General features: G+C 59.4%; 25 protein-coding genes. 17 read left to right on the plus strand and 8 right to left on the minus strand.

Going from position 1 to position 21,559, the window contains the following annotated elements:
• Nucleotides 1–288 precede the first annotated feature (288 nt).
• Nucleotides 289–1,128: a UTP--glucose-1-phosphate uridylyltransferase GalU gene (gene galU / locus ACA058_RS17485; RefSeq protein ID WP_008065368.1), complete on the minus strand. Its 840-nt coding sequence runs from the start codon at nucleotides 1,126–1,128 to the stop codon at nucleotides 289–291.
• Between the two features lie 293 nt (nucleotides 1,129–1,421).
• Here galU and ACA058_RS17490 point away from each other — a divergent pair, with 293 nt between their 5' ends.
• On the plus strand, nucleotides 1,422–1,610 hold the full coding sequence (locus ACA058_RS17490; protein ID WP_497635128.1) for a hypothetical protein: 189 nt from the start codon (nucleotides 1,422–1,424) through the stop codon (nucleotides 1,608–1,610).
• Between the two features lie 131 nt (nucleotides 1,611–1,741).
• Entirely contained in the window at nucleotides 1,742–2,023 is a 282-nt protein-coding gene (locus tag ACA058_RS17495) for a hypothetical protein (RefSeq protein ID WP_497635129.1), read from the plus strand.
• An 11-nt stretch (nucleotides 2,024–2,034) separates the two neighbouring features.
• Here the strand turns inward: ACA058_RS17495 and ACA058_RS17500 are convergent, their stop codons facing one another.
• Together ACA058_RS17500 and ACA058_RS17505 are read right to left on the minus strand one after the other, a co-directional pair.
• Nucleotides 2,035–2,265 carry a hypothetical protein gene (locus tag ACA058_RS17500; RefSeq protein ID WP_497635130.1) on the minus strand — a complete coding sequence of 77 codons (231 nt, stop codon included), beginning with the start codon at nucleotides 2,263–2,265 and terminating at the stop codon, nucleotides 2,035–2,037.
• Between the two features lie 72 nt (nucleotides 2,266–2,337).
• Entirely contained in the window at nucleotides 2,338–2,694 is a 357-nt protein-coding gene (locus tag ACA058_RS17505) for a hypothetical protein (protein ID WP_497635131.1), read from the minus strand.
• Nucleotides 2,695–2,906: 212 nt separating this feature from the next.
• Between ACA058_RS17505 and ACA058_RS17510 the strand changes: the two genes are divergently transcribed.
• The 5 genes from ACA058_RS17510 to ada all read left to right on the plus strand — a co-directional run bounded on the left by ACA058_RS17510 (nucleotide 2,907) and on the right by ada (nucleotide 6,060).
• The gene (locus ACA058_RS17510) at nucleotides 2,907–3,209 is read left to right on the plus strand and encodes a DUF1883 domain-containing protein (protein WP_008065357.1); all 303 of its coding nucleotides are present in this window, start codon (nucleotides 2,907–2,909) and stop codon (nucleotides 3,207–3,209) included.
• A gap of 35 nt (nucleotides 3,210–3,244) precedes the next feature.
• A complete protein-coding gene (locus tag ACA058_RS17515) occupies nucleotides 3,245–3,415 on the plus strand; it encodes a hypothetical protein (RefSeq protein WP_171017096.1) in 171 nt (56 codons plus the stop codon).
• 117 nt (nucleotides 3,416–3,532) lie between these two features.
• A complete protein-coding gene (locus tag ACA058_RS17520; RefSeq protein WP_497635132.1) occupies nucleotides 3,533–4,237 on the plus strand; it encodes a 2OG-Fe(II) oxygenase in 705 nt (234 codons plus the stop codon).
• A 5-nt stretch (nucleotides 4,238–4,242) separates the two neighbouring features.
• Nucleotides 4,243–4,908: a DNA oxidative demethylase AlkB gene (alkB, locus tag ACA058_RS17525; protein WP_497639959.1), complete on the plus strand. Its 666-nt coding sequence runs from the start codon at nucleotides 4,243–4,245 to the stop codon at nucleotides 4,906–4,908.
• An 87-nt stretch (nucleotides 4,909–4,995) separates the two neighbouring features.
• Complete coding sequence (gene ada, locus ACA058_RS17530) at nucleotides 4,996–6,060, plus strand: bifunctional DNA-binding transcriptional regulator/O6-methylguanine-DNA methyltransferase Ada (RefSeq protein WP_497635133.1); 1,065 nt, start codon at nucleotides 4,996–4,998, stop codon at nucleotides 6,058–6,060.
• Between the two features lie 534 nt (nucleotides 6,061–6,594).
• Here the strand turns inward: ada and acuI are convergent.
• Nucleotides 6,595–7,578 (minus strand): acrylyl-CoA reductase (NADPH), encoded by a 984-nt coding sequence (gene acuI, locus ACA058_RS17535; RefSeq protein WP_497635134.1) that lies wholly within the window; start codon nucleotides 7,576–7,578, stop codon nucleotides 6,595–6,597.
• 181 nt (nucleotides 7,579–7,759) lie between these two features.
• Between acuI and ACA058_RS17540 the strand changes: the two genes are divergently transcribed.
• From ACA058_RS17540 to ACA058_RS17580, 9 genes are all read left to right on the plus strand, one after another.
• Nucleotides 7,760–8,824: an NAD(P)H-dependent flavin oxidoreductase gene (locus ACA058_RS17540; protein ID WP_497635135.1), complete on the plus strand. Its 1,065-nt coding sequence runs from the start codon at nucleotides 7,760–7,762 to the stop codon at nucleotides 8,822–8,824.
• A gap of 133 nt (nucleotides 8,825–8,957) precedes the next feature.
• The gene (gene modA / locus ACA058_RS17545; RefSeq protein ID WP_497635136.1) at nucleotides 8,958–9,719 is read left to right on the plus strand and encodes a molybdate ABC transporter substrate-binding protein; all 762 of its coding nucleotides are present in this window, start codon (nucleotides 8,958–8,960) and stop codon (nucleotides 9,717–9,719) included.
• The gene (modB, locus tag ACA058_RS17550) at nucleotides 9,720–10,400 is read left to right on the plus strand and encodes a molybdate ABC transporter permease subunit (RefSeq protein WP_497635137.1); all 681 of its coding nucleotides are present in this window, start codon (nucleotides 9,720–9,722) and stop codon (nucleotides 10,398–10,400) included.
• A gap of 3 nt (nucleotides 10,401–10,403) precedes the next feature.
• A complete protein-coding gene (gene modC, locus ACA058_RS17555) occupies nucleotides 10,404–11,483 on the plus strand; it encodes a molybdenum ABC transporter ATP-binding protein (RefSeq protein ID WP_497635138.1) in 1,080 nt (359 codons plus the stop codon).
• 76 nt (nucleotides 11,484–11,559) lie between these two features.
• Complete coding sequence (locus ACA058_RS17560; RefSeq protein ID WP_497635139.1) at nucleotides 11,560–12,579, plus strand: DNA topoisomerase IB; 1,020 nt, start codon at nucleotides 11,560–11,562, stop codon at nucleotides 12,577–12,579.
• A gap of 73 nt (nucleotides 12,580–12,652) precedes the next feature.
• The gene (locus ACA058_RS17565) at nucleotides 12,653–12,874 is read left to right on the plus strand and encodes a hypothetical protein (protein ID WP_497635140.1); all 222 of its coding nucleotides are present in this window, start codon (nucleotides 12,653–12,655) and stop codon (nucleotides 12,872–12,874) included.
• 130 nt (nucleotides 12,875–13,004) lie between these two features.
• On the plus strand, nucleotides 13,005–13,235 hold the full coding sequence (locus ACA058_RS17570) for a hypothetical protein (RefSeq protein ID WP_046820095.1): 231 nt from the start codon (nucleotides 13,005–13,007) through the stop codon (nucleotides 13,233–13,235).
• Nucleotides 13,236–13,435: 200 nt separating this feature from the next.
• On the plus strand, nucleotides 13,436–13,720 hold the full coding sequence (locus ACA058_RS17575) for a hypothetical protein (protein WP_497635141.1): 285 nt from the start codon (nucleotides 13,436–13,438) through the stop codon (nucleotides 13,718–13,720).
• Between the two features lie 200 nt (nucleotides 13,721–13,920).
• Nucleotides 13,921–14,130, plus strand: coding sequence for a hypothetical protein (locus tag ACA058_RS17580; protein WP_497635142.1), 210 nt, complete (start codon nucleotides 13,921–13,923; stop codon nucleotides 14,128–14,130).
• A 462-nt stretch (nucleotides 14,131–14,592) separates the two neighbouring features.
• On the opposite strand, the gene ACA058_RS17585 is transcribed toward ACA058_RS17580, so the two are convergent.
• The 3 genes from ACA058_RS17585 to ACA058_RS17595 all read right to left on the minus strand — a co-directional run bounded on the left by ACA058_RS17585 (nucleotide 14,593) and on the right by ACA058_RS17595 (nucleotide 18,784).
• The gene (locus ACA058_RS17585; protein ID WP_497635143.1) at nucleotides 14,593–16,020 is read right to left on the minus strand and encodes an IS1182 family transposase; all 1,428 of its coding nucleotides are present in this window, start codon (nucleotides 16,018–16,020) and stop codon (nucleotides 14,593–14,595) included.
• Nucleotides 16,021–16,327: 307 nt separating this feature from the next.
• A complete protein-coding gene (locus tag ACA058_RS17590) occupies nucleotides 16,328–17,101 on the minus strand; it encodes a ParA family protein (RefSeq protein ID WP_497635144.1) in 774 nt (257 codons plus the stop codon).
• A 189-nt stretch (nucleotides 17,102–17,290) separates the two neighbouring features.
• Nucleotides 17,291–18,784: a DUF1254 domain-containing protein gene (locus ACA058_RS17595; protein WP_497635145.1), complete on the minus strand. Its 1,494-nt coding sequence runs from the start codon at nucleotides 18,782–18,784 to the stop codon at nucleotides 17,291–17,293.
• 493 nt (nucleotides 18,785–19,277) lie between these two features.
• Here ACA058_RS17595 and ACA058_RS17600 point away from each other — a divergent pair, with 493 nt between their 5' ends.
• Nucleotides 19,278–20,018 carry a Mut7-C RNAse domain-containing protein gene (locus tag ACA058_RS17600; protein ID WP_497635146.1) on the plus strand — a complete coding sequence of 247 codons (741 nt, stop codon included), beginning with the start codon at nucleotides 19,278–19,280 and terminating at the stop codon, nucleotides 20,016–20,018.
• A gap of 51 nt (nucleotides 20,019–20,069) precedes the next feature.
• Here ACA058_RS17600 and ACA058_RS17605 read toward each other — a convergent pair whose 3' ends face one another.
• On the minus strand, nucleotides 20,070–21,476 hold the full coding sequence (locus tag ACA058_RS17605; protein ID WP_497635147.1) for a DUF1254 domain-containing protein: 1,407 nt from the start codon (nucleotides 21,474–21,476) through the stop codon (nucleotides 20,070–20,072).
• Between the last annotated feature and the right edge of the window lie 83 nt (nucleotides 21,477–21,559).

The following is a 21,559-nucleotide window of genomic DNA, read 5'->3' on the forward strand; positions in this document are numbered from 1 at the left end:
TGACCTCCATCGCGAGCAGGCTCGCTCCTACAGGCTCTTCCAAGTGACTCGCTGTAAAAGCGAAACCATAAGTGGCCGTTACCGCAGGAATGGATATGTACTCGGTCAACAAACAATAGGTCGTCTGTCAGGACGCCTTCGCCGGAAAGCCTGGCTACAGGAAACCAGGCGCTTTTTAGCGCGCACAAAAACAAACGCCCCGATCAAGTCGGGGCGTTTATTTAGGTCTTCACCAGCTTGATTACAGCTTGTGAAGATCGCTTTTCAGTACAAGCAACCAAGGCGCTATCAGTAAGCCTTGCCCGTCTTGTAGAAGTTCTCGAAGCAGAAGTTGGTCGCGTCGATGTAGCCTTCGGCGCCGCCGCAGTCGAAACGCTTGCCCTTGAACTTGTAGGCCATGACGCAGCCGTTCTGGGCCTGTTTCATCAGGGCGTCGGTGATCTGGATTTCGCCGCCTTTGCCTGGCTCGGTCTGTTCGATCAGGTCGAAGATGTCCGGGGTCAGGATGTAGCGACCGATGATGGCCAGGTTCGACGGCGCATCTTCAGGTTTTGGTTTTTCCACCATGCTGTGCACGCGGTAGATGTCGTCACGGATCATCTCGCCAGCGATCACGCCGTACTTGTTGGTCTCTTGCGGGTCGACTTCCTGGATGGCCACGATCGAGCAGCGGAACTGCTTGTACAACTTGACCATCTGGGTCAGTACACCGTCACCTTCGAGGTTGACGCACAGGTCGTCAGCCAGCACCACGGCGAACGGTTCGTCGCCGATCAGCGGACGGCCGGTCAGGATCGCGTGGCCCAGGCCTTTCATTTCGGTCTGGCGGGTGTATGAGAACGAGCAATTGTCGAGCAGCTTGCGGATGCCGACCAGGTACTTTTCCTTGTCGGTGCCCTTGATCTGGTTTTCCAGCTCGTAGCTGATGTCGAAATGGTCTTCCAGGGCGCGCTTGCCACGACCGGTGACGATGGAGATTTCCGTCAACCCGGCGTCCAGGGCTTCTTCGACGCCGTACTGGATCAGTGGCTTGTTTACCACCGGCAACATTTCCTTGGGCATGGCTTTAGTCGCTGGCAGGAAGCGAGTGCCGTAACCGGCTGCTGGAAACAAGCATTTCTTGATCATATAAGTCCTTGAAAGGGCTGTGTGTACGAGTTTCGGCGCAGTCTAATCAGGCGGCGTACACCTTACAATGCCCCGCGCTGGCTAACCGATGCCATCATAGAGAAATATTCTCGCCGTTAGTTCCGCAGCGAGCACCGCGAATGGATCAGCAGCCTGTTATTGATAGCAGAGTCCGCCAGACTTGCACGACAAGTCAACCCACGGGCAAGCGCACCAACCCGCGCCCATTGGCACCCGAACGGTGCATTTTGGCGGTATCATGGCGCCATTGAACCAGCCAACGAGGCAAATAGATGTCAGAAGCAAAAAGCGTCAACGGGTACTTGATCAACAAAGCCAAAGACGGCCAGTGGTGGGTAGCCGGCGTTGGCGGCGAGAACATTGCCGGTCCTTTCCCGGCCGAAGCCATGGCGATCGAAGTGGCATCGGTGTTGCAACTGGAACACCCGGCACCCAAACGACGGGGCAAGGACAAGAACTGATCCAGGCCTGACGCCCTGCTCTTGTGCAGGGCTTTTTTTGTGAATGGCGGCAAGAAGTGGCCTTTCGCTATAACCTTTTGCCACCCGCGCTGTCACAGGCTTTGCCCTCCCATCCTGACGACGACAACGACATGACCAAATTTTTGCCGCTGATAGCGGTTCTGGCCCTCAGTGGCTGCGCCACCTCCGAAACCACTTACCTGAACAATGGCGAACAAGGCCTGGCTATCGACTGTTCCGGCGAGGCCAACTCCTGGGCGACCTGTTACGAAAAGGCCGATGCCTCCTGCGCTGGCACCGGCTACCGGATCGTTGGCACCGACGGCACACCCTCGCTCAACGAAAGCGACAAGACCCTGGGCGTCGACGTGGGCAACTACAAGAACCGTAGCGTCGTGGTGGTCTGCAAATAGGGTATCGTGCCCTACATGTGGATTTCCGCGAACTTGATCCCCAGGCCGCGGACGGTCTCGACCAGCGCGTCGAGACTGCTGAAGGACTCGACTTCGTCGCTATCGTCCACCAGGAAAAAACTGCGCCCTGCGCTTTTTTTGAAAAACACGATCCACTCCCCCGGATTCGCCGGGTTCTGAATCACATGGGTGGCGCAGATTTGGCCCTCTGCATGCCGCTCCCGTACCCGCTCTCGCTTCATGTTCTACTCCAGAAATGACAATGCCGCCAAAGGCTAGCTTTGACGGCATCGGTGCTGACGGTCGACAGTCTATCAGCCGGAAATGCACGCCGTGGCGGCATCGCGAACATCAAAGGGGCGTAACGGCACGTTGGAGATGCGCTCATGCAGCTTGATGCCGCTGCCGCCGAAGCGTTCCTCGATATCAAACACCGCGGCCGGCCCCGAGGAAAGCTTCTGCGGCACGATCACCCGCACCCCGTCTTTCTGCTCCTCGATTTGCAAGGCGCCACGGCTGTCGGCGAGTTTTTCGCTCAGGCACTGGGCGTACTCATGGGGCTTCTTGCCTGAAATCACACTCATGGTCGGCAGCGTCTGGTTGATGTCAGAGACACTTGCACAACCACTGTTTGCCAGGACCCACGGCAAGCCAAACATGCCCCACTTCATAAGAAACCTCCCGATAAAGACCCTCCGACAGCTCAAACACGGGTTTTCTCCGAGGCTGACTGCTTTTTTCTCCCAAGGCGTGAGCAATATCCATTTTTATTGCTCAACCTGGCCCGGACAGCCGGATAATAACGCCTCAGGGCTGATAAACTGCGCCAATCGACCATGCTATCGTTTTGATTTTGTAGAAAAAGCCCTTCTGGAGGCGCCTCATGAAATTTATCCACCAGCGCGAGCACCTCAACGAAGACGACATCGTCGTCATTCAATGCTCGCAAACGTGCAACATACGCTTGATGAACGACGCCAACTTCCGCAGCTTCAAGAATGGCGGTCGTCACACCTATCACGGCGGCGCGTTCGACACCTTCCCGGCCCGCATCACGGCGCCGAGCACCGGGTTCTGGAACATTACCATCGACACGGTCAACCGCCGGCCGATCAGTGTGACGCGCAAGCCGACCCTGACCCATTCGATCAAGATCATCCGCCGCTCCAGCTCGAAACTGAGCTGAGCCGTGCCTCACTACGCAAACAGACAGGTATGACCGTGGCCCAGACGACCAAGTACGTCATCAAGTACAAACTCAATGGCGAACGCCGCTTCGAATTTGCCCAGCTGGAAAATGGCACCGAAGAAGAAGCCAAAGCCGCGCTGGACGCCCTTCATGGCCAGGGCGAAGACGTGATCAGCGACATCAGCGTCAGCAAAGCGCTGTAACATCGCCCGCAGCGAACATGGACGTCTGCTCCTGCCGACATTTGACCGCAAGTGTCGGAGTGTTCACATCCGTAATGCCCCTTAGTCTCGCCACCTCAATAACCTGAGGGCCCGGCAATGAGCGAGCAATATCTGGATAGGCTGGACTGGCCCCTGCTGGAACAGCAACTCGACCAGGACGGTTGCGCGGTCATCGCGTCGCTGTTGAGCCACAAGGCCTGTGATCAAATCAGCGCCTTGTACGGCCAATCCGAACGCTTTCGCTCGCACGTGATCATGGCCCGCCACGGTTTCGGCCGTGGCGAGTACAAATATTTCAATTATCCCTTGCCGCCACTGCTGGCCCGCCTGCGCAGTGCGCTCTACCCGCGACTGGTGCCGATTGCCAATCGCTGGCATGAGCAGATGGATTTGCCGAGCCGTTTTCCTGAAAGCCACCCGGCCTTCCTCGAGCGTTGTCATGCCGCCGGCCAGCAGCGTCCGACGCCCTTGTTGCTGCAATACGGGCCACAGGACTACAACTGCCTGCACCAGGATCTGTATGGCGAGCATGTCTTCCCGCTGCAGGTGGCGATTCTTCTCTCAGAGCCTGGGGAAGATTTCACCGGCGGTGAGTTCGTGCTGACCGAGCAGCGCCCGCGCATGCAGTCGCGCCCGCAGGTCATCGGTCTGAAAAAAGGCGACGGCGTGATCTTCGCGGTCAACCAGCGCCCGGTCAAAGGCGTGCGCGGTTACTATCGGGTGACCCTGCGCCACGGCGTCAGTCGCCTGCACAGCGGAAAACGGCATACCCTTGGGATCATCTTTCACGACGCATCATGAGCACCATGAACCCAACCACCCTTGACCTGTTTGCCGACGCCGAGCCCGAGCAAGAGCGCCGACGCGAGCAGATCGGCGAACAATCCTACGTCCTCAGAGGCTTTGCCCTGCCTTGGCTTGCGCGTTTGCTGCCGGCACTGGAGGCCGTGTTGGCGGCCGCTCCGTTGCGGCAAATGGTCACCCCTGGCGGATTCACCATGTCGGTCGCCCTGAGCAGTTGCGGAACATGGGGCTGGACCACAGACCGCAGCGGTTATCGCTACACCCGCGACGATCCCCGGACCGGCCTGCCTTGGCCACCCATGCCCGAGGTTTTTTTCCAACTGGCGCAGGCGGCGGCACGGGAGGCAGGTTTTACCGATTTCGTGCCGGACTCCTGCCTGATCAACCGCTATGTGCCCGGGGCGAAAATGTCCTTGCATCAGGACAAGGACGAAAAGTCCTACGCTGCGCCTATCGTTTCGGTATCGCTGGGCTTGCCCGCGATGTTCCTGTTCGGCGGCTTCGCGCGCAGCGACAAAAGCCAACGGGTGCCGTTGTTGCATGGCGACATCGTGGTCTGGGGCGGTGTGGATCGCTTGCGTTATCACGGCGTCCTGCCGATCAAGGATGGCCAACACCCGCGCCTGGGCGAGCAGCGGATCAACTTCACTTTTCGTACCGCGCAGTGAGGCTGCAGAGTTTGACCGCAAGCGCCGGAGTGTGAACGTACGAGTCGGCGGTTAATCTGCGGCAAACGGGTCAACGGATGTAAAGCCATGACAAGCCAATCGACAATAAGCAGCACCGAAAACGATCCACGCTGGGCCGCGGTGGTCGCCCGCGATCCACAAGCGGACGGGCAGTTTGTCTATGCGGTGAAAACCACCGGGATCTACTGCAACCCCAGCAGCCTCTCGCGCTTGCCGAAACCGCAGAATGTCGAATTCTTCGACAACGCCGAACTTGCCCAGGCCGCGGGTTATCGTCCAAGCAAGCGCGCGGCAAAGGATCAAAGCGCTGTCGCCGCGCAACATGCCGCCACCGTGGCCGCCGCGTGCCGCCAGATCGAAACCGCCGAGGCGCTGCCCGCGCTGAACGAGCTTGCGCAAGCGGCAGGACTGAGCAGTTTTCATTTCCATCGGGTGTTCAAGTCCGTTACCGGCCTGACACCCAAAGGCTATGCCGCGGCCCAACGTTCGCGCCGAATGCGCGAGCGGCTGGCGGATGGCCGCTCGGTCACCGATGCGTTGTACGCTGCCGGCTTCAATTCCAACAGCCGTTTCTATGAAGCTGCGGATCAGGTGCTGGGGATGAAACCCACTGATTACCGTGCCGCGGGGCAAAACAATGACATTCGTTTTGCAGTTGGCCAGTGTTCCCTCGGCGCGATTCTGGTGGCGCAAAGCGAGCGTGGGGTCTGCGCGATTCTCCTGGGTGATGATCCGCAGCAACTGGTCTGCGACCTGCAGGACAAGTTTCGTCGCGCCACTCTGATCGGTGCCGATCAGGCCTTCGAACAGTTGATCGCCCGAGTAGTAGGCTTCATCGAAGCCCCGGCCCTCGGCCTGGACTTGCCGCTGGATGTGCGCGGCACGGCGTTTCAGGAGCGGGTCTGGCAAGCCCTACGGGAGATACCCGCCGGCAGCACCGCCAGCTACGCCGACATCGCCCAACGCATCGGCAACCCAAAAGCTGTTCGCGCAGTGGCACAAGCCTGTGGCGCGAACAGCCTGGCGGTCGCGATCCCCTGTCACCGCGTGGTACGCAGCGATGGCAATTTGTCGGGGTATCGCTGGGGTGTGGAACGGAAACGGCAATTGCTGGAACGGGAAAAGCCCTGAAAAGAGGGATGCGGCTGATGCCGCAGACAGGCCGGCCGGTCGGCCGCCTCGCTTTTGCTTTGGCTTTTGATCTTCTTGCCCCATCGAGAGGCTTCGTTCCGGTTCTGCGCAGTGGGCAAACCGGCATGGATGCCGGTTTAGCCGCGCTGGGCCAAGGATGGCCCATCGCGGCGGGCCCTGTAGGAGCGAGTATGCTCCGGGCGGCGTTCCGACGAAAAACCTGAGAGCACCACGGGGAGTCAGGCTCCCCGCGTCATCGTTGACCTCCATCGCGAGCAGGCTCGCTCCTACAGGCTTTTCCAAGTGACTCGCTGTAAAAGCGAAACCATAGGTGGCCGTTACCGCAGGAATGGATATGTACACCTGAAAGAGAATGGTCGGCTGTTAGGCCGTCATCGCTGGCAGGCCAGCTCCCACAGTTGATCGGGTACAGCCGCGAGAGATGGGTCGGCTGTCAGGCCGCCATCGCTGGCAAGCCAGCTCCCACAGTAGATCGGGCACAACGGCAAACAACTGCTCGGCTGTCAGGTCTGGTCAGCGATTCACATCCACCACCACCCGCCCCCGCAATTGCCCAGCCAGCAGCCGCGGCGCAGCCTCGATCGCTTCGCTCAAACCGATTTCATGGCTGATCAGCGGCAACAAGCCAAAGTCCAGATCCTTGGCCAATCGCCCCCAGGCCTCCACACGCCTGGCTTTCGGTTGGGTCACACTGTTGATCCCGGCCAGTGTCACGCCGCGCAGGATAAAGGGCGCAACGGAGGCCGGAAAGTCCATACCCTGGGCCAGACCGCAGGCGGCGACGGTGCCTTCGGACTTGGTACTGGCACAGGCGTTGGCCAGGGTGTGGCTACCCACGCAGTCAATGACCGCTGCCCAACGTTCCTTGGCCAGGGGCTTGCCGGGCTCGGACAAGGTGGCGCGATCGATGATTTCGCTAGCGCCCAGTTGCTTGAGGTATTCGTGTTCCGACAGGCGACCGGTGGACGCGACTACCCGATAGCCGAGTTTGCTCAGCAACGCGATGGCAAAACTGCCTACACCGCCGTTGGCACCGGTGACCAGTACTTCGCCTTGCCCGGGCGTCACTCCGTTGCGTTCCAGCGCCATGATGCACAGCATTGCCGTGTAGCCTGCCGTGCCGATAGCCATTGCCTGTGCTTCAGTGAATGCCTTGGGTAACGCAATCAGCCAGTCGCCCTTCAGACGCGCCTTTTGCGCCAAACCGCCCCAATGCCCTTCGCCCACGCCCCAGCCATTGAGCAGGACTTTGTCACCGACCTTGTAGTCCGGATGCCCGCTGGCTTCGACGGTCCCTGCCAGGTCGATCCCCGGCACCATCGGGAATTTTCGCACCACCGGGCTGCTGCCGGTGATCGCCAGGCCATCCTTGAAATTCAGCGTGCTGTACGCCACACGGACCGTCACATCGCCTTCGGGCAGCTGATCCTCATTGATCTGTTGCAGTGTGGCCCGGTAACCGCTTTCGTCTTTGTCGATCAAAATACCTTGGAACATTGCTGGCTCCTGGTGAGATCACCTCTTGTGGTGTGAATTAAATACCACATCGCAAAAAATTACCGTACTCGACTTCAAGCCAATTCGCCCGCGGCAAACATGACTGGCATAACCTCAGTCATTGCTGCTACAAATCGAGTCCTGCCGCCCTGCCCGGTTTCAACATTGGAGAACAGCTGAAATGAGCCAATGGCCAGATACCCGCATCCTTGACCTGTTCGGGATCGAACTGCCGATCATCCAGGCCCCCATGGCCGGTGCCACCACCGCTGCCATGGTCATTGCGGCAAGCAACGCCGGCGGCCTCGGCTCGATGCCCGCCGCCATGCTCAGCGTCGAGCAATTGCGTGAAGAGCTCAAGGGCATTCGTCAACACAGCCAGCGCCCCATCAACGTCAACTTCTTCTGCCATCAACCGCCGGCAGTCGACGAGCAACGCGCCCAGGACTGGAAGAACCTGCTGCAGCCCTATTATCGCGAACTGGGTGTCGACTTCGATGCGCCGACACCGGTGTCCAATCGCGAGCCGTTCGATCAGGCCGCCTGCGAAGTGATCGAAGAGTTGCGCCCCGAGGTCGTGAGTTTCCACTTTGGCCTGCCGGAAAAAACCCTGCTGGATCGGGTAAAAGCCACCGGCGCCAAAGTGCTGTCTTCGGCCACCACGGTTGAAGAAGCCATCTGGCTCGAGCAGCATGGCTGCGACGCAATCATCGCCATGGGCTTTGAGGCGGGCGGACACCGGGGCATGTTTCTCAGTGATGACCTGAGCAGTCAGGTCGGCACCTTCGCCCTGGTGCCCCAGGTCGTCGATGCCGTGAAAGTACCGGTGATTGCCGCTGGCGGGATTGCCGATGCGCGGGGTGTAGCAGCGGCGTTCATGTTGGGGGCTTCGGCGGTGCAAGTGGGGACGGCGTATCTGTTCACGCCAGAGGCCAAGGTCAGTGCCTCGCACCACCAGGCATTGCGTACCGCCAGGGCAAGCGAGACCGCGCTCACCAACATTTTTACCGGTCGCCCAGCGCGGGGGATTCTCAATCGGGTGATGCGCGAGCTCGGACCGATGAGCAGCCAGGCACCGCGCTTCCCCCTCGCGGGCGGTGCATTGATGCCGTTGCGCGCCAAAGGCGAGGCAGACTTCAGCAATCTCTGGGCCGGACAGGCATTTACCTTGGGCGTCGAGTTGGGCACCGCAGAACTGACCCGCCGCCTGGCCGAGGAAGGGTTGGCGAAGTTGCTTCAGCGCTGACGGTTGTGGCGAGTAACCACATCACTCGCCACAACCACGCTGCAACACATTCCGTTTACCGGCATTTCGCTATATATTCTGATATATAACGATTAACCCTTCTCGCAACACTTGCCTGTGACGGAGCCGTTTCATGACCCTGCGTGCCTCACGTTTTGCCCCCACCTGCCTGGCGAGCCTGCTCGCCGTGTTCGGCTCTGTCCAGGCGGACGAGGTCCAGGTCGCTGTCGCTGCCAACTTCACCGCGCCGATCCAGGCCATCGCCGCCGATTTCGAAAGGGACACCGGGCACAAGCTGGTCACGTCCTTCGGTGCAACCGGCCAGTTCTACACCCAGATCAAGAATGGCGCGCCGTTCGAAGTGTTCCTCTCGGCAGACGACACCACTGCGCAAAAACTTGAAGCCGAAGGCGACGTCGTCAAGGGCTCGCGCTTCACCTACGCCGTCGGCACGCTGGCGCTGTGGTCGGCCAAGGAAGGCTACGTCGATGCCAAGGGCAAAGTACTGGCCGATAACCAATATCAGCATCTGTCGATCGCCAACCCGAAAGCCGCACCTTATGGCCTGGCCGCGACTCAGGTGCTGGCCAGCCAGGGCCTGACCGACAAGGTCAAGGACAAGATCGTTGAAGGCCAGAACATCACCCAGGCCTATCAGTTCGTGTCCACCGGCAACGCCGAGCTGGGTTTTGTCGCGCTGTCGCAAATCTACAAGGACGGCAAGATCACCAGCGGCTCGGCGTGGATCGTTCCGGCCAACCTGCACGACCCGATCAAACAAGACGCGGTCATCCTCAACAAGGGCAAGGACAACCCGGCCGCCAAGGCGCTGGTTGACTACCTCAAGGGGCCAAAAGCCGCTGCCGTCATCAAGTCCTACGGTTATCAAATCTAAATGTCGCTATCGAGTGCCGACTTTTCCGCCATCTGGCTGACCCTGAAACTGGCGTCCCTGACGACCGTCATCCTGTTGCTGGTTGGCACTCCGCTGGCGTTATGGCTCTCGCGCACCCAGTCCTGGCTGCGCGGCCCGGTCGGGGCGATCGTCGCCCTGCCCCTGGTGCTGCCACCCACGGTGATCGGTTTCTATTTGTTGCTGGCGCTCGGCCCTCACGGGTTTGTCGGCCAGTTCACCCAATCCCTGGGGCTCGGCACCCTCACCTTCAGTTTTGCAGGATTGGTGATCGGCTCGGTGCTGTACTCGATGCCGTTCGTGGTCCAGCCGCTGCAAAACGCTTTTTCCGCCATTGGCACCCGCCCACTGGAAGTGGCCGCGACCCTGCGCGCCGGTCCCTGGGACAGTTTTTTCAGCGTCACCCTGCCCCTGGCCAGACCAGGTTTCATCACCGCGGCCATCCTCGGCTTTGCCCACACCGTCGGCGAATTCGGCGTGGTGCTGATGATCGGCGGCAACATCCCCGACAAGACGCGAGTGGTCTCGGTGCAGATCTACGATCACGTCGAAGCCATGGAATATGCCCAGGCCCATTGGCTGGCCGGGGTCATGCTGGTGTTCTCTTTTTCGGTGTTGCTGGCGCTGTACTCCAGCCGTAAAACCAAAGCAGGCTGGAGCTGATCGATGATTGAAACGCGTCTGAAGCTGAGTTATCCGGGGTTCGCCCTCGATGTCGATTTGCAGTTGCCTGGCCGTGGGGTGACGGCGCTGTTCGGTCACTCAGGTTCCGGCAAGACCACGTGCCTGCGTTGCATCGCCGGGCTGGAACGGGCCGATGAGGGTTTTATCCAGGTCAACGATGAAGTGTGGCAAGACAGCGACAAGGGGATTTTCGTCGCACCGCACAAGCGCGCACTGGGTTACGTTTTTCAGGAAGCCAGCCTGTTCCCACATCTGTCGGTGCTGGCCAACCTGCAATTCGGCCTCAAGCGCATCCCCAAGCCACAGCGCCGAGTCGACATGGCGCACGCAAGCGAACTGCTGGGCATCAGTCACCTGCTCGATCGGCATCCGCAGCACCTTTCCGGTGGCGAACGGCAGCGCGTCGGCATGGCGCGCGCCCTGCTCACCAGCCCGTCACTGTTGTTGATGGATGAACCCCTGGCAGCGCTGGACGCGCAACGCAAAAGCGAAATCCTGCCTTACCTGCAACGGCTGCACGATGAGCTGGACATACCAATGCTGTATGTCAGCCACTCCCAGGATGAAGTCGCACAACTGGCCGACCACATCGTCCTGCTCAGCGACGGCAAGGCACTGGCCAGCGGCCCCATTGGCCAGACCCTGGCACGCCTAGACTTGCCGCTGGCGCTGGGTGACGACGCTGGCGTGGTGATCCAGGGGCATGTCGCTGCCTATGACGCCCACTACCAGTTGTTGACGCTGCAACTGCCCGATACAGACCTGAACATTCGCGTGACTCACACGCCGATGGCCGCGGGTCAGGCGCTGCGTTGCAAGGTCCAGGCGCGGGATGTCAGCCTCAGCCTGCACGGCGACGAGCAAAGCAGCATCCTCAATCGCCTGCCGGTCACGGTGGTCAGTGAAATGGCCGCCGACAACAGCGCTCATGTGCTGGTGCGCCTGGACGCCGCGGGCAGCCCTTTGCTGGCGCGTATCACCCGCTATTCCCGGGACCACTTGAACCTGCGCCCGGGCCAACATCTCTGGGCGCAGATCAAAGCCGTGGCCGTGCTGGCGTAACGCCGTGGGCACGACTGCCGCGGCGTGGGGTCAATGGCTGTAACGGCCCCCCGATCCCTCGCCCAGGATAATCGCCATGCCCGATGCACTGCCCCGTGACCTGCATTACGTCGATGACACCCAGCCGGGCATCACCCGCAGGAAACTGCGGGGCAAATTCTGCTATTTCGACCCCACTGGCCAGCGCATCGTCGACCCGGACGAAATCCAGCGCATCAATGCCCTGGCGGTACCACCGGCCTACACCGACGTGTGGATCTGCACCGACCCGCGCGGGCACTTGCAAGCCACTGGCCGCGACGCCCGCGGGCGCAAGCAGTACCGCTATCACCCGCGCTGGCGAGAGGTGCGCGACAGCGACAAATACTCGCGCCTGCGGGATTTCGGCCTGGCCCTGCCAAAGTTGCGCAAACAACTGGAAGCCTTGCTGGCGGCACCGGGTTTCAGTCGCGACAAGGTCATGGCCACGGTCATCACCTTGCTCGACGCGACGCTGATCCGCGTCGGCAATACCCAGTACGCACGGGACAACCGCTCCTACGGCCTGACCACCCTGCGCAACCGTCATGTGGAGATCAACGGCAGTGCGATCCAGTTCCAGTTTCGCGGCAAGAGTGGCGTCGAACATCAAATCACCGTGAAGGACCGGCGACTGGCGCGGATCATCAAGCGCTGCCAGGAGATTCCCGGGCAAAACCTTTTTCAATACCTTGATGAAAACGGTGAGCGACACACGATCACTTCCGCCGACGTCAACACCTACCTGCAAACCCTGACCGGCGCCGACTTCACCGCCAAGGATTACCGCACCTGGGCCGGCAGCGCCCTGGCCCTGGCGGTTTTGCGCGAGCTTGAGTGGCAACCCGAGTCACAGGCAAAACAGCATGTGGTGGCGATGGTGAAAGACGTCGCCAGACAGTTGGGCAACACCCCGGCGGTCTGCCGCAAGTGCTACATCCACCCGGCGGTGCTCGAGAGTTTTTTGCTCGGTGCCCTGGCGCAACTGCCAAGACCGAGGTTGCGTAAAAACCTGCGGGCGGAGGAAGTCGCACTGGCGATGCTGCTGGAAAAAATGGCCTCTGAACCGACGAACTGACCTGCCTATTTTTTTGCACGATTGCAAATGACTTCTATAGTTGATCTGTACACGAATCAGCTGCGGTGAAGCCATGGAAGACATTTTCGTCGTCAAGCGTTGCAACAAGATCATCATTCATGGACGCCGGGCTGGAGAAACCGTGCATGAACCCGCTGAGGCCGCTCTCTGGTACCGCATCGCCGATACCCGCACCAACGGCTTCATCGGTGACGGATACGATCTTGAATACGATGCCCAACGCGTATGCCGACAGCTCAACGCCCGATCACAAATGAAGGTCCGGCAAGACTGAAGAACATTCGCGAACCGGTTACGGGTCTATACTGAGAAGGCTGAAGGTTCAGCGCCCCATCGGTAGAAAGCTCGCTTGCGGCGGGTTTTTTATTGCCAATCTTCAGGTTTCTTCAACGGAGGTGTTCCCCATGTCCGAAAAAGAGTCCATCACCACCCTGCTCACCCTGCTCGACTCCCGTCAGGTTCGCCTGGCTGCCGCGTGCAAGGAAATCGCCGACTGGGTCGATCATCAAGGCGGACACCCGACTGCGCTCAGAATTCGTGACCGTCTGAACGACATCGAAAAGGATACGCCCCTGATCCGCAACACCCTGTCGTCGCTGCGGCCAGTCGAGCCGCCTCTGCCGCGGTTCAGATGATTCCGATCTGGATACCGATGCACAGACACGACCTGACGGGGGACGCATGACCGGCGACGCTATTGTCACCGCGTGTGTGTCTGTCTGATCTTTGCCCCCCCAACCCAGCCAGGCGCTGGGATTTTTTTGCGCCCGCAAAAAGCGAACGTCACCCAAGCAGGGTTGTCCAATGATTACCTCGTCACGAAGGAGGCGTTCAGATGGTCACCCACTTCAAAATCAGCGGGCACCTGGCCTGCGGTCACAAGGGCAACAACCTCACCTCCACCCGGGAACTGAATCGGGTGAAATGCAGAAGCTGCCGAAACACCGACGCTTACAAAGAGGCGCGCAAAACCGAACGTAGCGCTGCACGCCGTGCCGCACGCAAGGCAAAAGTCGTTAATGTAGTCAATGACTGGCGCCAAGCCTGGATCGAGCGGCTGACCGCCATGGCAGGACTGCAACGGCTGCCACGGGGTTTTCATGGGCAGGCCTTTGTCTAGAGGCAACAGGATTGGGCCGATCCAGTCGGCTCAATCCTGTCGGGTGATGGGTGTGCCAGGCGCGCGAATTCTCGATCAGCAGGTCTCAACTGGCCCGTCCGATGTGAGGCATTGGCAACAATGTCCTTCCTCGGCTAGGGTCACTTTGCTTATCGAACCGAGGCGTCTTGATTGGCAGAAATCAGCCCATGGAGTAAACGATGTCACCCACTCGTAATGCCGAACAAACCTATCGCCAGTGGTCCAGCCCGATCCTGCTTGAACTCAAGGAGCGAGAGCATCAGATGTCCCCGTCAGACCGCGAGGCCCTGCAAACCATTCTGCTGGAAAGAAGACTGATCGATGTCGGCAACCCTAACGGCAGTGATCGGCGCAAGGCAGATTTGAGCAGTGAGGGCAAACAGGATTAGCGAGGCGGCCTGACAGCCGACCTGACTTTTACGGGTGTACCTGATCCTCTGTGTGCGAGCCTGCTCGCGATGGACGTCAACGATAACGAGCCCTGTCTGGATGAACACGTTGTCTGGACGTCCATCGCGAGCAGGCTCGCTCCTACAATTGGATCGCGGACAGACCTGCAATCAGATCGACTGACAGGCCGCCTCGCGCGGGCTTTTGATTTGGCTTTTGATCTTCTTGCCTATATCGAGAGGCTTCGTTCCGGTTCTGCGCAGTGGGCAAATCGGCATGGATGCCGGGTTAGCCGCGCTGGGCCCAGAGTGTGTAAAAACAGATGAAAACATCGTCGGCACGTAGTGCCGACCGGTGTTGGCCAGCTTATTAAAACCTGAAGCGCTCTTGTAGCTCCAAGCGGCCCCTACAAGCGCTAGCAAGGCTCCATAGCTTGATAAACGGGGCAAACGGCAGCCCTTTCAAGCCATCAGCGCGTTCATCAGACCCCGTGCACCGAGGATCTTCATCACCCTTTTCCAGTTGTAAGCGAGCACATTCAAGCTCATTTCGGTGCTCACCCCAGCAAGCCGCCGCGTCAGAAAATGCGTCGCACCCATCCATTGTTTGAGCGTCCCGAAGGGATGCTCGACCGTTCGTTTGCGGATGCTCATCATCTGCGGCGCATTGTTCAGGCGGGCCTGCATTTCCTCCAGCACCGCCTCATGCTCCCAGCGCCGAACCTTTCGCTCTCTGGCCGGTGTGCATTGTGCTTTTATCGAGCAGGCCCGGCAGTTGGAGCTCCAGTAACTGTTCAGCGTCTTGCCCTTATCGACGTAAGCGTTGCGCCAGATCAGCACTTCCTTGGCGGGGCAGATGTACACATCTTTGTCCGCGTCGTAAGCAAACTCGTCATTGCCGAAACGGCCATCGAATTTGGCCCGCGAGCTCAGCGTTTTCGGCACATAAGCCGTGATCCCTGCCTCGTGGCAGGCCAGGATTTCTCCGCTTTTGTAATACCCGCGGTCCGCCACCACCGACAACGATTCGAGTTGCATCGCCTCACGGGCCTGCTCGGCCATCGAGCTGAGCTGATCACGGTCGTGACCGACATTGGTCACCTCGTGCGCGACGATCAAATGGTGCTTGGTATCGACCGCCGTCTGCACGTTGTAACCCACGATTCCATTACCGCTCGTCTTCATCGAGCGAGCGTCCGGGTCGGTCAGGGAGATCTGTTTGTCCGGCGATGCTTCAAGCTGTATTTCAATCTCCTGAAGCGCCTTCATCTGCTCCTTCAGTTTGGCGATTTTCTCTTCCAGGCCGCCTTTGGGCCCTGAAGACTTGGGCTCTTCCCGATCAGCCTCATCCAGCGCCTTTAGATAACGGGCAATGCTTGATTCGATGTCTTCCATCCGGCGCTTTAGCTTGGCGCTGGTGAAATTGCGGTCACGGTGGTTCACCGCCTTGAATTTGCTGCCATCGATGGCAACGAAATGTTCCGAGAAAAGCCCCAGTTGCTGACACAGCACAACAAACTGCCGGCAGACGCCTCGAATGGCTTTGCCGTTGTCTTTGCGGAAGTTGGCGATGGTCTTGAAGTCCGGACTCAGGCGACCGGTAAGCCACATCAGCTCGACGTTGCGCTGCGCCTCGCGCTCAAGGCGCCGGCTCGACTGGATGCGGTTGAGATAGCCGTAGATGTAGATCTTCAGCATGACTGCAGGGTGGTAAGCCGGTCGGCCCGTTTCAGCGGGAATAGCGCTTTCAAAATCCAAGGCGATCAGGTCGAGTTCATCCACGAAGACATCGACAACACGCACGGGATTGGTGTCGCTGACGTAATCGTCCAGGCTCTCGGGGAGCAAGGTAGTTTGACCTCGGTGTTCACCTTGGATGAAGCGTTTCATGGGCGACCCTTGCAATGAAATCCTGGGGAATCATAGCAAAGGTTTATCTTGGGTTTTTACACACTCTGGGCCAAGGATGGCCCATCGCGGCGGGCCCTGTAGGAGCGAGCATGCTCGCGAAAAACCTGAGAGCACCGCGGGGTGTCAGGCTCCCCGCGTCATCGTTGACCTCCATCGCGAGCATGCTCGCTCCTACAGGCTCTTCCAAGTGACTCGCTGTAATAGCGAAACCATAGGTGGCCGTTACCGCAGAAATGGATATACACCCAATCCAAATATGCACCTGCGCCCTGTGCGAAGAACTCTCCTAAGCCGCTCGCTCCAGAGCGTCCAGCAAGTTGGCAAACTCCAGCGAAAGCTTATGACGAGGAGCAAAATGGACAAGGGGAACCGACACTGCGTGAGACTCGCGCATCTTGATGGAGCTGCTCAGGTAAACCGGTAGCAGAGGTATCCCTTCGGCCAACAGTTCATCCACGAGATGTTGGTGCAATCCGGTATGCCCGGAGAACTGATTGACCACCACCCCTTCCACTGTCAGTGCCTCATTGTGATCAAGTCGTAACTCTTCTACCTGTGCGATGACGCGATACAGGGCCAGGCGAGAGAACCTGTCGCAATCGAACGGAATCAGCAATCTGTCCGCCGCCACCAAGGCGCTGAATGTGTAGAAATTCAGTGACGGCGGTGTGTCGATATAGATGCGCTCATAGTCCTCGGACAGTTCAACCAGCAACTTGCGCAGCTTGTTGACCTTGAACTTGCTCTCGAGTTTTGACTGCAGGTCAGACAGCTCGGGGCTGGCGGTCACCAGGTCGAGGTTGGCGTACGGCGTCCTGGTGATGTTCACGCGATTCTTCCTGCCTTCGAAACCGCTGGACAAGGTCTGTTTGAAAAAATCGGCGATGCCCGCAGGAATGTCCTCATTCATCAGGCCGGTGAGATAGTGAGTCGAATTTGCCTGGGGATCGAGATCAACCAGCAGCGTCCGGTAGCCTTCGGCAGCACTCACGGCGGCAAGGTTGCAGGCAATGCTGGATTTTCCAACACCTCCTTTCTGATTGAATACGACACGACGCATGGGACTTGCTCATCCATGAAAAAGGCCAAAGGCCAACTGAAGAAAGTGTAAGAAGCCGTGTCAATTGTATGACCGTATCATTACAGTTTTACGACAGTGATACGCGCAAGCCGCGGATTAGAGCGATGGACTGCCAGCAGCTCCGCATTCCTTGCGGCGAATGTGGTGGCTGGTCTGGTCAGGTCTCAGTCAATTGTTGGAAACCATTACGCTTTTGTCGACAGCTGGCGGCGTCCAGCGGCCTTGGGTGATAGCTTCTTGCGGCCAATAGGCTCGCAGGAAAAGCGAAAAGTCCGCCCCCTTCGGCGCCGGCAGCCAGTTACTTTCCTTGTCCGCGCCGGGCGACTCGGCCTGTACGTAGAACGTCAGCGAACCGTCAGCATTGGTCTTCAGGTCCTTGTTCTTGGTGCCGAGTGAGTAACGGTTCAGCGGGTTGGGCACGAAAAAGTGCGCCGCGTCATACGCAGTCAGCGACCAAAACCCTTTTACCGGCGGCACTTGTCCCTTCGCGAAAGTGACGGTATAGGCATTCGCACCGTTGAGTCGCGTGCCGGCGGCGTCCAGGTCTTGATAGAAGTACCGCGTCTCGTTCGGTGCATTGACCAAGATGTTCGACTTCGCCACTGCTGTACGCGTGAAGTAATCGGTGCCGAAGTGCGCACCATTGGTCATGGTGGTCCAGTTATGGGGTAGTGGAATGCCCCAGTTGCGGAACTCTAACAAAGGGTCGATCAGTTCCCGGTCCGCTTTTTCCGCCTCGTCGATCATCGCTTGCTTCAGCGCGGGATTTTTCTGCGCAGCGGCAATCACCGCCAGCACTTGCGCGTAGCGCGCTTCCTCTCCGGCCAGCGGCGGTGCCTGCTCCAGCACGAGTGGCAACTGGTCGAAAAAGACCTCGGGGCGCACCCAGCGTGTTTCGCCCTTGCCGTCATCGCGCTTCGGGAAGATCGGCAACTTGCGCCAGTCGCGACGTTTCATGGTGCCGTCGTATTCGGCGACCGGGTAGACGTTAATGCCTTGGATCACCTCTTGCACCGCTAGCTTGTCCTCCGGGGTGTCATCCTGGAAGACGCGCGGGCCGACAAAGGCTGCATTGGATTTGGTGCGAATCACTTGGGTAATGCCTTTGGGCACCTTGCCTTGCCAGTTCGGTCCGACGACCAGGTAAAACCCGGGCTTGGTGTCATACATCACGCCTAGTCCTGCGATATTGTCAGTGCGCAGATCAGAGAACTGATAGACCCAAAAGCGCTTGCCGAAGTCTGGTACCTGGATCACCACCGGGCTGATGTCGAGCGCCAGGTAGCCAGCGCCATATACGACATCCTGGTTGGGACAGGCGATGGAGCGCTGCTCTGGTTTGATGTAGTCGCTGAGCATGGTCAGGCGATTGTGCGGTGCGATCGCCAGTGCGCCGCCGATGAGGCCCTGCTCAGGTGCCTTCGCGAAGGCAAGGCGCCGATTGTATATATTCACCATCGGCCAGGCCCAGACCCAGGCATCGCGCGCAACCAGACGGGCGTATGGCTCGGTAATTCTGGTATTCGCGTCCGGCCCCGGCGTAGCCATCGACTGCAAGGACACTGCTTTGGTCTGGGCGAGCGCAGTCGGGGCAGCAGTGCTTAATAGCGCGGCAAACCCGAGCGGCAGCACCAGTGCAATCGTCTTGGATGTTCGTAGCATCTCTCTTTCCTTCGATTGGTTTTCCGGGGTAGGCGAATCTTTCTTTGTCGATATAGGGTGCGTGGGGACCGAACCCTCGATGGCCGTTACTCGGCGTCCGGCCTTGATGAAAATCCGCCTGCATCGGCCAGAGAAGGCGCAACACCGTAAAAAGACTTTGCCGGACGCCGTCAGGGCCGATTGTGTTCTTTGCCAGCTGGCGCCTGCTCCCCCCGATCAGAGGGGGTCTTGATCGGCAAACTGCGGGCAGCATTCACACGATTGCACTACGGCGCGGACAAGCACAGTTGGGCACCAACGTCGAACAATTGGAAACTGATCCTGATCTGGAGCGGCAAACCGATCGCTTCCAAGTAAGTGCTGCAACTGGCGCCCCCCAAACACTCGCCGAGCGTAGAGCGTCGAACAAATAGATTACGATCGTAGTTTGGGGTTTGTTGGAAGATGTCCGGACTGGACTCGCTCATCCCGCAGCCCTGCCATACTGTTCAGCATGACCAGTGCAACCTTTCGTTTCTACGAGGAGCTCAACGACTTCCTGCCGGCCGAACGGCGGCGGCAGTCCTTTACCTGCGAGTGCGCGCGAGGGGCGACGGTCAAGCACATGATCGAGGCGCTCGGGATACCGCACACGGAGGTTGAACTGGTGCTGCTCAACGGCGAGTCGGTGGGCTTCGAGCGGGTGATCCTTGAAGGTGACCGATTGGCGGTGTATCCCAAGTTTGAAGCGCTGGACATCAGCCCGCTGCTGAAGGTTCGAGCGCAACCTCTACGGGTGCTGCGTTTCGTTGCCGATGCGCACCTGGGCGGGCTGGCCAGCCTGCTGCGCATGAGCGGCTTCGACACCCTCTACGACAATGGCTTCGAGGATCGCCAGATCGCCGAGATCGCTGCTCAGCAAGGACGCATCGTGCTAACCCGTGACCGCGACCTGCTCAAGCGGCGGATCATCAGCCACGGCTGTTACGTGCATGCCCTGAAACCGTCGCTGCAGCTGCGCGAATTGTACGAGCGCCTCGACCTGGCGCGAAGCGCGCGGCCATTCAGCCTGTGCCTTCATTGCAATCTGCCGCTGCACGAGATCAGCCCGGAACTGGCCAGGCCGCAGGTGCCGCCACGCGTTGGCGCCCTCTATTCGCACTTCCAGCGCTGCGACGCCTGCCAACGGGTTTATTGGGAGGGTTCGCACTGGCGCGGCATGTGTGCACTGCTGGCACCTCTGCTGGACCGATAGGCGAGCGCATCGGGCCGGCTGCGTTGCCAGGGATAAATGGCTCTTGCAGTTTCAATCGATGCGCTGAACCTTTGGCGCTTGCCAACGGCCGTCCAGGGCTTCGGGCTTCGGCCAGTACAGGCGACCCGCGATGTAGAACGGGCCATCAGGCGCCGGCAGCCAGTTGGATTGTTGTTCCTTGCCCGGTTGCTGATGCTGGATGTACAACGTGATGCCGCCATCGGGGTCGCGCTTGAGGTTCGCGAGCATCGGCGAATTGATCAGGTAGCGGTTCAACGGGTTGGCCACCAGCAAACGTTGTGCGTCGTACAGGGTCAGCGACCAGAAAGCGTTGACCGGAGGCAATTGGCCCGGCGCGAAACGCAAGGTGTAACGATGGAGCGAGGCGTCCAGTTTCTGGCCGCTGGCGTCGAGATAAAACGGTGGATAAAGGGTCTCTTCCCTGTCGTTGCCGTAGAGGCCAGTGACGGTTGCCCGCATGCGGTACAGATAATTGTTGCCGAGAAATTCGCGGCTACCGAGGAAGCGCGAGGTAGAAATCTCCCCTTGAGCGACCTGCTGACCGAGGGCGTCGAAATCCTTCCAGGCGTCAGCGATACCGGCCTTGATGGCCTCACGGACGTCGTCGGGCAATTTTTGCTCATCAAAGCTCAGTCCGGGGCCGATACCCAGTTTTGCAAACGACTGCTTCAGTTCGATTTCAGAGGGGTGTTCCGGGCAGAAACCGAGGACGAAGTTCAACTGGTTGAAGAACGCCAGGCTGTTTCGTTCTGCTTCAGGGCTGAGCGGAACGAGGAAGTCGACTGGGGGCGCCGCTTCAGGCGCCGGTTTTCCAAGGAACGCGGACAGTGGCTGAACCTTGTAGCCAGCCTGAATGCGCTTGACGTTCTCGAGGTCGTCAGCACCCTGCAACTGTGTGCGGTAAAAGACAAAGGCGAAGCGGGTTTCGGAGCGCAACACACGGTCGATACCCGGCGGCACCGTGCCTTTCCAGTCGGGTCCGGCGAGCAGGAAGGTGCCGCCGCCATTGCCGGTCGTGCGGCTGCCGGCGTACCCGAAGTTGTAGGTGTAGGCATCGACGAACTGCGCCGAGTAATAACGTCCCTTCTCCACGGCCGGCAAGGTCAGCACCAGCGGTTCGCTACGCAAGTCTGCGCCAAGCTGGGAGTACGGCGTATCGGCGTTGGGTGTCGGATAGGCCTTGTCGTCAGGGGTATAGATACGCGCCGTGTTGTGCAGGGTATTCCACGGCGCCTTGAATTCCGGGTGCTGCCGGTCCTGAAAATAGGTGTACTGGACGCGGTAGTGGTCCACCAGGGGAAAGCCATAAATGTAGGCTTGCTTGGCGATGACCCGGGCTTCAGCCGGTGTCAGCGCCTCTGCAGCGGACAGTTGGACATGGGAGAGCATTGCCAACAGAGCAAGCATGCCCATGTGTTTTAGATTGTTCTTGTTCACCAAGAGCCCCTTGTGACGAACTGGCGAGTCTGGAGCGGCGCGTGCTACCCCTGCCACAGGGAAACGATTGTCACCCACCCCTG

This window comes from Pseudomonas sp. LBUM1649, from assembly GCF_059716155.1.